The following is an 11,960-nucleotide window of genomic DNA, read 5'->3' on the forward strand; positions in this document are numbered from 1 at the left end:
TATAAGGGATGTTCTTGAGTTAGTAAGTCATCATGGGAGGATATAAAGGATGTTCTTGAGTAATATAATAAGGCGGCTAACGAATAAGGTGTTTAGCAAAATTTTAATCACTTATTCCGTAACAATCCTTCTTACAATGTTTCTATTACTACTTGTATTATCACGCTATTATACAGAAGTTATTATTCAGAAAGAAATGGACGCAAGTACAGAAACACTAGAAAGGGTTGAATCTTATCTCCAGCAAAAAGATGAGCATGTACAATATGTTATGCAAGAATTATATTTAAAAACAGATCTGATTTATAATGATATTGCATTTGCATTGCAGCATGATTATGATTCATATCTTGCGTATCGACTAGATAAGTACAGTGAAAACTCTTCATTTATTCCGAACAACCTTAATACATTTTTCCAAGCGTATTTTAGTCAAGACCCTGATATCAATGCAGTGCGTTTAAAAAGTGCAAGCCCCGGTACAGAGTATGAATATATAAATAGCCACTATAGATGGAATAAATATATGGATAAGAGAGAGCAAAAGAAAGGGAATCAGGAAGGTATAGCTGTTCATCCTCAAGACTTGCAACTTAAGCAAGTTGAGTGGGAGCAAGAAAGGAGTATCTTCAACAATATTCAAATATCTCGTTCCATTAATGATCCTGCGACCCTTAAGAAATTAGGGGATCTGACGGTTTTTTATGATACAGCGGGAATTCAAGATTTGATTCGTTTGAGGAAATCCCAATTTAAAGGAACAGTCCATATTTTTCAACGTAATGGGGATTATCTTTACTCGTCAGACGATGGTACCATTCCAGTACCATTGAAAGATATATCATTTGAAACGAGCTTTAAGAAAATAAAGTGGAAGGGAAAAAACTACTATATTAATACATTGGCCGATGACCACATGGGCTACTTATATGTAGGTTTCATGCCTGAGGATGATATTAAGAAAATAACGATTGTTCATAGGTATATGTTATTATCTACAGTTTTACTTTCCTGTATAGCAATTGCTGTAACCTATTTTGCGATGAGATCTTATTCTAGAAGAATTAATAAAATAGAAACTGCCATTCACGAAGTTCGAGATGGAAACTTGCAAATTAGAATACCTGATAGTAGAGAAAAAGACGAGTTAACAGCCATATCAGAAAGTTTCAATGATATGTTAGATGATCTAAACATGTATATTAAAGATGTATATGTTTTAAATATCCGCCAAAGAGAGGCTGAAATGAAAGCGCTTCAGTCACAAATTCAGCCGCATTTTCTATATAATACATTGGAAGCTATTCGCATGAAAGCTATAGCTGACGGATCTAAACCAACTAGTAATATGATTTATAGTTTAGGACAATTATTTCGTTATTCTTTAAGTAGTAAAGAAATCGTTCAAATTTCTGATGAAATCCAACATGTTAAGGAGTATATAGGTCTAAATCAGATTAGATATTCTAACCGCTTACACGTAACGTACGAGATTCCAGAAAATTGTTTAGACGAAAAAATTCTCAAATTTACCCTTCAACCCCTTATTGAAAATTATTTGATTCATGGCTTCCGAAAAGAAACAAATAATAATGAATTACTAATAAAAGTTCAAAGAATTCATCGGGAAATAGAAATAATAATAAAAGACAATGGGAGAGGTATTCCAATAGATAAACTATTGGCTATTCAAACTAAATTATTAGAAGGAACTACCACCTCTGAGGGCTCAATCGGGCTGAGTAATGTTCATCAAAGAATACAATTAAAATACGGACAAAATTATGGAATTCAGATTAGTAGTAATGAAGGAGAAGAAACTATTGTAGAAGTTAGAATTCCAGCAGCTAGGAGGGAACAGATATAACATGTATAACGTATTTTTAGTAGATGATGAACCATTTATTATTGAAGGCATGAGAGCGTTGGTACCTTGGGAAGATTATGGACTAAAAGTTGTTGGTGAAGCTTCTAATGGTAGTGAGGCTATTAAAAAGTTAGAAACGTGTCATGTTGATATATTATTAACTGATATAATGATGCCCATAATGGATGGATTAGAGTTAATTAGTACGTTGAAAGAACGTCATCCTAATACAAAATATATCGTTTTATCTGGGTACGAAGAATTTGAATATGTGAAAAAGGGTATGAAGCTAGGAATCGAAAATTATCTTTTAAAGCCTGTCAATGAGCAAGAACTCATTTCAACATTGGAAAATAGTATAGAGAAACTTGAGAAATCTACAAATAATGAGGAAGCCTATACTATTTTAAGAGATAATACGATTTGGCGATGTCTTAATCAAGACATCGATGCAAAAGAATGGCGTGAAAGAGTAGAGCTGTATAGTTTGGAGTTCGATGGTCAGAATCTAGCTGTTGTTTTAATGCAAATATCAGATGGTGAACATGAAAACTCTTCCTTTTTTAGAAAAAGAGTAGAGGAGTTATTTCAGTCTGTCTGTATTATTAATCCAGATGGCGAACTTATCCTTTTAGTTTCGTTTAATTGTGAAGATGGCCTTAAGAAAAAACTAGATGAATTGAATATGCTATTTGCTGGATATGTTTCTGGAAAGTATCATATTAATGTTGGATCATTTGTTTGCTCCACAAGTGAATTGTATAAGAGCTATCAACGTGCAAAAGAGTTATCTAGCTATCGATTAGTACTCAAAGAAAGTGGACTCATAACAGATGAATTAACAAAGCAGTATACGCAAGCAAGCCTTTCTACTTCGAATGAATTGGATGATCTAAAGAGATATATTGTTGGCTCAGAACAAGAAAAGGCGTTTTTGTGGATCAAAGGTGCCTTCGATGAGATTAATAAATCTACTAAAAAGGTTGCTCCAACTATTATTAGAGGGTTCGCTATTGAAATAGTTACGTCTATCCAAAAAGATGTATCGTCACATGCAAATGATCAAACAGTAGGTATTGTAAAGCGAATCTTAGAGGCCTATTCAATTGGAATTTTAGTTGACATTCTTATTGATTTTATCGAAGGAATTTTTAGAACATTGGAACAAAAGTCGGAGCATCGAAGTCCTATTATTCAAAGCGTGGTGCAATATATTCAAGAACATTTTTATGAGGAACTTTCTTTGAAAACATTAAGCTATAAATTTCATATAAATTCGATTTACTTAGGACAACTTTTCCAGAAAGAAACTGGCTTAGTATTCTCTGAGTATATTAATCATTTAAGACTCGAAAAAGCAAAGCAATTGTTGAGAGGGACACATTTAAAGGCTGGAATAATTGGAAAACAAGTTGGCTATTCGGATTCTGCTTATTTTTATAAACAGTTTAAGAAGGCGGTGGGGATTACACCATCAGCATGGAGAACAATGAATATCAAATCTTGATATCCCGTTATTCGGGATTTTTTTCGTTTTGAGGAGCGTCTCTGATCCTAAAAGAATCAAAAAATGATAAAAAATGCTGTATTAACTATCGAATGTTTAATAAGTACAGTAAATCTTAATATTGTTAACTTTATACATTTTTGACTTTTTCTTAATATAGAGATGTAAGGGTTTTCAATATAAGGGAGGAGGGGCTTTGTGAATCGTATCAAGAGTTTTTTCCAAGATGTTTATAAGAATCGTGTGTGGCTCCTCATGGTTTTACCAGGAACCATTTGGCTATTGTTATTTTCATATCTTCCGATGTTTGGAACTGTCATTGCCTTTAAAAATTTCCGATATGATCCGAATGGTTTTTTTGCAAGTATCCTAAATAGTGAGTGGGTTGCCTTTGAAAACTTCAAGTTTTTATTTAATACAAATGACGCCTGGATCATTACAAGAAATACGGTTCTATATAATTTAGTCTTTATCGTTGTTGGGCTTATATTAGCAGTGTTTGTAGCAATTGTTCTAAGTGAGCTCGCAAATAAGAGGTTGTCTAAAATTTACCAAACAGGAATGCTGTTTCCACACTTTTTATCATGGGTTGTTGTTAGTTATTTCGTATTCACGTTTCTAAGCGTGGATAGAGGTCTACTTAATAATATACTTCTATGGTTTGGAGTAGAAGACCCTATATCGTGGTATAACGAAGCAAAATATTGGCCTGTTATTATCGTTCTAACAAGTATGTGGAAGGGCGTTGGTTATGGAAGTATTGTTTATTTAGCAGCTATAGTTGGGATTGATAAAAACTATTACGAAGCCGCTATGATAGATGGTGCAAATAAGTGGCAACAAATTCGTAATATTACGATTCCGATGATAACACCGCTCATTGTTATTTTAACCATTTTAAACGTTGGTAGAATTTTTAGTGCAGACTTTGGTCTGTTTTTTCAGGTTCCTCGTGATTCAGGTCCGTTATATTCAGTAACAAACGTTATAGATACTTATGTATACCGAGGGATAACGACAATGGGGGACATTAGTATGAGTACTGCCGCTGGTCTCTACCAATCAATTGTAGGATTTGCATTAGTAATGCTGACAAATTATCTTGTTCAGAAGGTTGATAAAGAATATGCCCTATTTTAAAAAATCGAGAGAGAAAGGAGGGTGGCCGCAGTTTTGTGGCAAATTACAATGATAACAAATCAAAATAGCTCTCAACCTACTCCATTAAATAAAGGGAATGCTCAAAACCAAGTGAATCAACCAAACAAAAAAAGTAAGCGTAAGAAAAAGTACACACCACATGGTCTAAGTGGGTTTCCTAATCTTTTAATGAACATTTTATTAGGGTCATTTTCTATAATGTGTATCTTTCCATTTCTATATGTAATCGTCATCTCTTTAACTGATGAGAAAACCTTAGCGCGAAATGGATATCAGCTTCTACCTGAAATATGGAGTTTTGAAGCATATAGATACTTGTGGCAAATGAAGGATCAATTACTTCAATCTTATACTATAACGATTGTAGTAACGGTGCTTGGTACACTTGTCAGTGTAATAATGATTTCTTTATATGCCTACGCTATTTCTAGAAAGCAATTCAAATATCGCGGTTTCTTTACTTTTATTGCATTCTTTACAATGCTTTTTAGTGGAGGACTAATTCCTTTCTATATAGTAGCAACACAGTTTTTACATCTACGTAACTCTATTTGGGCATTGATATTACCACTTGCAATGAATGCATTCTACATTCTAATTATGAGAACCTTTTTCCAAAGGTCTGTACCTGAATCCATTTTGGAATCGGCTAGAATTGATGGAGCAAGTGAATTACGAATCTTTGTCAAAATTGTTGCTCCACTTTCATTACCAGGTCTTGCAACTATTGCCCTTTTTAGTACATTGGGTTACTGGAATGATTGGTTTAATGCACTGTTGTTCATTGATGAACCGCACTTGGTGCCACTGCAATCAATGCTGATGAAAATTGAAAACAACATAGAATTTTTAAGGCAAAATTCGTTAGCAGGCGGTATACAAAATGATTTATTAAGTGCAATACCTCAAGATGCTGCAAAAATGGCAATGGTTGTTATTTCAACTTTGCCAATAGCAATTGCATATCCATTTTTTCAAAAATACTTTGTTAGTGGATTGACAATCGGTGGGGTTAAGGAATAATTGCTTTTTGAAATAAACAAATAAAAGGGGGGAGTTAAAATGAATAAGAAGTTAGCTATTATTCTAGTACTCTTATTAAGTTTATCTACATTTTTAGCTGCGTGTAGTGGAGGGAATTCAGATAAAACGAGCGGAAGTAAAGCCGGTGAAGAAAAACCTTATGAAATTACGTGGTACACGATTGGGACACCTCAAAAAGATGTCGATAAAGTAATGGAGGAAGTAAGTAAATACACGAAAGAGAAAATTAACGCAACCGTTAAAATGAGACAAATTGACTGGGGCGATTATGATCAAAAAATGCAAGTTATGATTGCTTCAGGTGAATCCTTTGATATTGCCTATACTGCAGGTGGAAACTATGTGTTAAATGCACAAAAAGGCGCATTTAAAGACCTAAATGAACTTCTTGACACACATGGAAAAGAATTAAAAGCAACAATTGATCCAGCGTACTTAGAAGGGGCTAAAATTGATGGAAAGCTTTACGGTATTCCTTCTAACAAAGAAGTAGGTCAGCAAAGTGTGTACGTATTTAATAAGGATATAGTCGATAAATACAATATGGATATTTCAAGCATTAACTCTTTAGAAGACTTGAAACCTTTATTGCAAACAGTTAAAGAAAATGAGCCAGACTTTACACCAATTGCAACTTTCAAACCGTATTTACCATTCGATTATGTATTAGAAGATGAATTGCCGTTTGCGTTTCCTCTAGAAGGAGATAAAGGAAAGGTAGTTAATATCTTTGAATCAGATATTATGATGGAAACGTTAAAAACAATGCACGAATTCTATAAAGCTGGTTATATAAAAGCGGATGCAGCAACAAGTACAGATCCATGGCCGTTAGAGGTGCAAAACTGGTTCGTACGTAAAGAAATGTACCAGCCATATGCGGAATTAATATGGTCTCGTTCTGCAGGTTATAATGTAGCCGTTCAACCAATGCATGATCCGATTACATTTAACAACTCTGTAACAGGGGCTATTCAAGCTATCTCAGCAACTTCCAAACATCCAGAGAAGGCTATGGCGTTCTTAAATCTATTAAATACAGATCCATACCTTCGTAATTTAATTGATAGAGGTATTGAAGGTGTGCATTATGAAGAGGTCGATAACGGTAAAATTAAAGACCTTCCAGCTCGTGTAGAAAGCTACAACATGCCAAGTTACTCTCTAGGAAACCATTTCATTCTTAAGTTATATGAAAATGATCCTGAAGATAAATGGGATGCGTTCAAAAAATTCAATGATGCTTCTGTTCAAGCACCAACCTTAGGTTTCTATTTTGATACAAATCCTGTTCGTACAGAGATCGCAGCAATTGCAAACGTTGCGAATGAATATGCACCTCCGCTATTAACTGGCAGTGTTGACCCTGAGGAATATCTACCAAAGGCTAATAAGAAGTTTAAAGAAGCTGGATTAGATAAAGTGCTTGCAGAAATTCAAAAACAATATGATGAGTGGAAGAAAAATAACTAATAGATCTCATTCAGGAGGCAAAGTCGGAAACTTAATTTTCCGACTGCTTTCTTTTAAGGGAAGGCAGGATTGAAAATGAGTACAGAAGTAGAAAAGAATATTTACATGTTTCCGAAAGACTTTTGGTGGGGATCTGCATCATCTGCAACACAAATGGAAGGATTTTCAGGGGCAGATGGTAAAGGGAAGAATATATGGGACTACTGGTATGAAACAGAACCGAATCGTTTTTACCAGGGTATTGGACCTGATAACACTTCACTGTTTTATACGAATTTTATTGACGATATTCAGCTCATGAAAGAAACGGGACATAACAGTTTTCGCTTTTCTATCTCGTGGTCCCGCATGTTTCCAAAGGGGCGTGGAGAAATAAATCCAAAGGCGATTGACTTTTATAATACCGTCATTAACACCTTACTAGAAAATGAGATTGAGCCTTTTGTGAATCTCTATCATTTTGACATGCCTATGGCTATGCAAGAAGAGGGTGGTTGGGAAAGCCGCTCTGTAGTTGATGCGTATGTGGAATATGCGTCTACTTGTTTTGAGAACTTTGGAGACCGTGTGATGAAATGGTTCACACATAATGAGCCAATCGTACCTGTTGAATGCGGTTATTTATATGGACATCATTATCCAGCATTTTGTGATTTTGGAAAGGGTGTTCAAGTTGGGTTCCATTCTGTATTAGCCTCCGCAAAAGCAATTAAGGCATACCATGATAAAGAGCTAGGAGGAAAAATTGGAATTATACTGAATGTTACTCCCTCGTATCCAAGGAGTAATCACCCTGCTGACTTAGACGCTGCTGAAAAAGCGGATTTGCTATTTAACCGTTCCTTTCTAGATCCATCAGTCAAAGGCACTTTTCCTGAGAAGCTAATTGACATGTTGCGGGTAGAAAACTTTTTACCTAAGTATTTAACTGAAGATTTGGATATTATCCGTGAAAATACAGTTGACCTTTTAGGGATTAATTACTACCAACCACGAAGAGTTAAGGCGAAGGAAAACATCCCAAATCCGAATGCTCCATTCATGCCAGAACGGTACTTTGATAATTATGACATGCCAGGGAAAAAGGTGAACCCATACAGAGGCTGGGAGATTTATGAAAAGGGTGTCTACGATATTTTAAAAAACATCCAGGGAAACTATGGGAATATTGAATGTTTCATATCGGAAAGCGGTATGGGAGTTGAAGCAGAAGAACGCTTTAAGGATGAGAGTGGAATGATTCAGGATGATTATCGAATTACCTTTTACGAAGATCATTTAAAGTGGATACATAAGGCATTAAACGAAGGTGCCAATGTAAAAGGGTATCATGTATGGACATTTATGGATAACTGGTCATGGTTAAATTCATATAAGAACCGATACGGACTAGTAGAAGTAGATTTAAATAAAAACTTCAAGCGTACAATCAAGAAATCAGGTAAATGGTACAAAGAATTATCTGAAAACAACGGTTTTTGATTATTAGAAGAGTGCTACTAAGCATTTATTCTATCAGAATATCACGAAGGAAGTGAAGGGAATGGACAGGTATCTTCTTGGCATTGATTTGGGTGGAACAAACTTGAGAATTGCCGTTGTAACATTGGAAGGCAAACTTATAGAAGAGGTCAATGTAAAAACGGAAAGTGACAAAGGACCACATCATGTCATCGATAACATGATTAAAATATGCGAGGGGCTGTTACAGAAAAGAAATATTGAAGCAATAGGAATCGGAGCTCCGGGTCCTTTAGATTCAAAGCAAGGTATTATTTTAAGCCCTCCCAATTTACCTGGGTGGGATGAGGTTCCTTTAGCTCTAATGTTAGAAAAAGCTTTAGAGAAAAAAGTAGTGCTCGATAATGATGCCAACGCAGCTGCTTTAGCGGAAGCAACGATTGGGGCAGGCAAAGGAAAAGAATCTGTTTTTTATATGACGATCAGTACAGGAATCGGCGGAGGATATGTATATCGCAATCAGTTGATTCAAGGTGCTAATTTCTGTGCGGGTGAAGTTGGCAACATGATGGTTAATCGAGATGGTCCAACGCATTATAATCTGAATATTGGCTCTTTGGAATCTTTGGCAAGCGGTACAGCTGTGCATCGTCTCGGAAAAGAAAAGTTAGGTATAACAGGACATGCTGGAGAAGTGTTTACTTTGGCGATGAACGGCCAGCAAGAAGCGGAAGCGATTGTTGATACCATGCTAACTTATTTGGCAAAAGGAATCTCCAATATTGTTCATACAATTGACCCGCACATGATTGTGTTAGGCGGGGGGGTCATGCAATCAAAAGAGTATATAATGCCGATTCTTCTTGAAAAAGTAAATGCTTACTTATATCCACAGTTACGTAATAGGGTACAAATTGAATGTGCCTCGTTAGGAACAAAAGCTGGTGTTATCGGCGCGGCTCTGTTGACACAGCAAGCATAGTTCCAGTAAGTGAAGGGGATGACAATGAAAGCTTACATGGTGTTTGATTTTGGCGGAACTTATATAAAGTATGCGGTAATGGATGACAAATCAAAGAAACTGGAATGCGGGAAGATTCCAACTCCTAAAGAAGGATTAGATATGTTTTTAGATCACATTACCGAAATAGTTAAACATTATTCGGAGTCATTTGAAATTCAAGGTATCGCTTTAAGTTCGCCCGGTGCCGTAGACGTGGAAACAGGGTTTATTGGCGGGGCAAGTGCAATTCCCTTTATACATGGAGTAAACATGACAAGCTTACTAAAGGAACGAACAGGTCTGGAGGTGTCCGTTGAAAATGATGCAAACTGCGCGGCTTTGGCAGAAGGCTGGTTAGGTGCAGCGAAGGAAACTGATTTCTACATTTGTGTTGTAATTGGTACAGGAATTGGCGGGGGAATTGTGATTAACCAATCAATTTTACGTGGAGCTACCCTTCACGGAGGTGAGTTTGGGTACATGATAATGGGAGAATCATGTAAGAGCCCTCTACAATCAACTTGGAGCAAAGTTGCATCGACAAATTCACTTGTAGAAGAAGTCGAAATGAGAAAATCTCTAGTAAGGGGAACGTTGGACGGAGAAGAAATATTTCGATTGGCGGAAGCAGGAGACTCCATTGCGAATGAATGCATTGCCAACCTATATAAGAAGCTGGCAATGGGAATCTATAATTTGAAGTATGTACTAGATCCTAACAAGATCCTAATTGGCGGGGGAATCAGCAAGCGACCGGATGTAATTGAAGGCATAAATAATGAATTGGCAAAATTGAAGGATGATATCTCTACATTGGATATTACGGTTGAAGCTTGTAAATTTGATAACGATGCAAACTTAATTGGAGCCTTATTTTATTTCTTGAATCGAAAATAGGGAGTATCTCACAAAATTGATATCCTCTTTTACTTATTCTAATAAAGAAAGGAATAGAAAAATGAATGATACACCATTATTTTTAAAACCGGTTTTTCAAGAACGTATTTGGGGTGGAACAGCTCTTTATGACCGTTTTGGCTATGAAATCCCATCAGCAATTACAGGAGAATGCTGGGCAATTTCTGCCCATCCAAACGGCCTGAGTCTTATTGAAAATGGTAAGTTTCAAGGTAAATCATTAAAAGAAGTATGGGAAAATCACCATGAGTTGTTTGGAAACTATAAGAGTGAGAAATTTCCGCTTCTTATAAAGATTTTGGATGCGAATGAAGAATTGTCTGTACAAGTACATCCAAATGATGATTATGCCAACGAGCATGAAAATGGCGAGTATGGTAAAACGGAATGTTGGTACATCATTGATTGTGATCAAGATGCTGAATTAGTGTTTGGACATCATGCTAAAACAAAAGAAGAAGTACGAGAAATGATTCAAAGTGGAAATTGGGAGAGGTTTTTACGTAAAGTTACCATTAGACCTGGTGATTTTTTCTACGTACCAAGTGGAACCGTTCATGCCTTATGTAATGGGACGTTGGTGTTAGAAACACAACAAAGCTCAGATACAACATACCGAGTTTATGATTATGACCGTGTAGATAATCAAGGGAGTAAACGTGAGCTGCATTTAGAAAAAGCAATGGGCGTCATTAATGCACCTCATATTGATACCAATATCGCTCCTAAAATAGAAAAGCGAGAAGGTGTAGAAGTTACAAAGTTTGTACAAAATCACTTTTTCTCTGTTAATAAATGGGATGTAAATGGAGAAGCGACATTTCAGCAAAATCAAGCGTTTATGCTTGTAAGCATCATCGATGGGGAAGGAAGATTGTTGAAAGGCAGTGAAGGTTACACAATAAGAAAAGGAGCTCATTTTATTTTGCCGTATAAATATGGTGAATTTATCTTAAAGGGGAATATGAAGCTAATTGTATCACACCCTTAGACCTCGTCCGGCTCTGTTGCGGAAAACGATTAATAGAAACATAGATTCGCTTTGCACCACGTTCCAGCTTTAAAAAGAGACGTAAGTTTTACCATCTATCTTTTTATTGGTTTCTGCTATCTTGCTTGCATCTGTGTCCTTCTTTTAAGCGGCTGCTGGAATCAACATTATTTAAAAGATACCGACGGAAAAATATTAAATTATCCGAACTTCTAACGGATGAAGTTAATGATGCAATCAAAGAAATCTGAAAATTCTGACGGTGTGTAAGTTGGGATACATATAATGGCTTTACATCATGATACTTGGGTAGAATAATATTCCAATGTTACCTTTAATGCAAAAATAAATGCTGGATTTTTCAAACATGGAATTACTTATTAACCAGTAGAAGATCCTTTGAGAATACAAAGCTATTGTTAGGTAGTGGAAAGTTTGAATGAAGTACAGGGGACGTATAAAAGAGTTTAAGCGACGCTAGCAGTGAGCGACCCGCGGTGGCAAGGATAGCCTCGAGAAGCAACCCGAGAAGCAA

General features: G+C 36.0%; 9 protein-coding genes. All 9 read left to right on the plus strand.

Translation table 11 applies throughout. The annotated features are described in order from the left end of the window. Positions 1-49 precede the first annotated feature (49 nt). The 9 genes from NST21_RS00905 (at position 50) to manA (ending at position 11,425) form a co-directional block, all read left to right on the plus strand. Positions 50-1,867 (plus strand): sensor histidine kinase, encoded by a 1,818-nt coding sequence (locus NST21_RS00905; protein WP_340887308.1) that lies wholly within the window; start codon positions 50-52, stop codon positions 1,865-1,867. Position 1,868: 1 nt separating this feature from the next. Beyond that, entirely contained in the window at positions 1,869-3,374 is a 1,506-nt protein-coding gene (locus NST21_RS00910; protein ID WP_252432339.1) for a response regulator transcription factor, read from the plus strand. 255 nt (positions 3,375-3,629) lie between these two features. Beyond that, positions 3,630-4,514, plus strand: a complete 885-nt coding sequence (locus NST21_RS00915; protein ID WP_053349096.1) for an ABC transporter permease — start codon at positions 3,630-3,632, stop codon at positions 4,512-4,514. Positions 4,515-4,703: 189 nt separating this feature from the next. Continuing rightward, complete coding sequence (locus NST21_RS00920; protein ID WP_053349095.1) at positions 4,704-5,558, plus strand: carbohydrate ABC transporter permease; 855 nt, start codon at positions 4,704-4,706, stop codon at positions 5,556-5,558. Between the two features lie 39 nt (positions 5,559-5,597). Further along, positions 5,598-7,052 (plus strand): ABC transporter substrate-binding protein, encoded by a 1,455-nt coding sequence (locus NST21_RS00925; protein WP_201188219.1) that lies wholly within the window; start codon positions 5,598-5,600, stop codon positions 7,050-7,052. Between the two features lie 75 nt (positions 7,053-7,127). Continuing rightward, positions 7,128-8,534, plus strand: a complete 1,407-nt coding sequence (locus NST21_RS00930) for a glycoside hydrolase family 1 protein (protein ID WP_340887311.1) — start codon at positions 7,128-7,130, stop codon at positions 8,532-8,534. 61 nt (positions 8,535-8,595) lie between these two features. Beyond that, on the plus strand, positions 8,596-9,495 hold the full coding sequence (locus NST21_RS00935; RefSeq protein ID WP_340887313.1) for an ROK family protein: 900 nt from the start codon (positions 8,596-8,598) through the stop codon (positions 9,493-9,495). 24 nt (positions 9,496-9,519) lie between these two features. Continuing rightward, entirely contained in the window at positions 9,520-10,413 is an 894-nt protein-coding gene (locus NST21_RS00940; RefSeq protein ID WP_340887315.1) for an ROK family protein, read from the plus strand. 61 nt (positions 10,414-10,474) lie between these two features. Beyond that, positions 10,475-11,425, plus strand: coding sequence for a mannose-6-phosphate isomerase, class I (manA, locus tag NST21_RS00945; protein WP_328114540.1), 951 nt, complete (start codon positions 10,475-10,477; stop codon positions 11,423-11,425). The last annotated feature ends 535 nt before the right edge of the window (positions 11,426-11,960 follow it).

The sequence above is a fragment of the Peribacillus sp. FSL K6-1552 genome (assembly GCF_038005205.1).
Classification (GTDB): domain Bacteria; phylum Bacillota; class Bacilli; order Bacillales; family DSM-1321; genus Peribacillus; species Peribacillus butanolivorans.

Coding starts and splice junctions, on each gene's coding strand:
- NST21_RS00910 (WP_252432339.1), top strand. CDS start 1,869: ATGTATAACGTATTTTTAGTAGATGATGAACCATTTATTATTGAAGGC.
- NST21_RS00905 (WP_340887308.1), top strand. CDS start 50: ATGTTCTTGAGTAATATAATAAGGCGGCTAACGAATAAGGTGTTTAGC.
- NST21_RS00935 (WP_340887313.1), top strand. CDS start 8,596: ATGGACAGGTATCTTCTTGGCATTGATTTGGGTGGAACAAACTTGAGA.
- NST21_RS00915 (WP_053349096.1), top strand. CDS start 3,630: ATGGTTTTACCAGGAACCATTTGGCTATTGTTATTTTCATATCTTCCG.
- manA (WP_328114540.1), top strand. CDS start 10,475: ATGAATGATACACCATTATTTTTAAAACCGGTTTTTCAAGAACGTATT.
- NST21_RS00920 (WP_053349095.1), top strand. CDS start 4,704: ATGAACATTTTATTAGGGTCATTTTCTATAATGTGTATCTTTCCATTT.
- NST21_RS00925 (WP_201188219.1), top strand. CDS start 5,598: ATGAATAAGAAGTTAGCTATTATTCTAGTACTCTTATTAAGTTTATCT.
- NST21_RS00930 (WP_340887311.1), top strand. CDS start 7,128: ATGAGTACAGAAGTAGAAAAGAATATTTACATGTTTCCGAAAGACTTT.
- NST21_RS00940 (WP_340887315.1), top strand. CDS start 9,520: ATGAAAGCTTACATGGTGTTTGATTTTGGCGGAACTTATATAAAGTAT.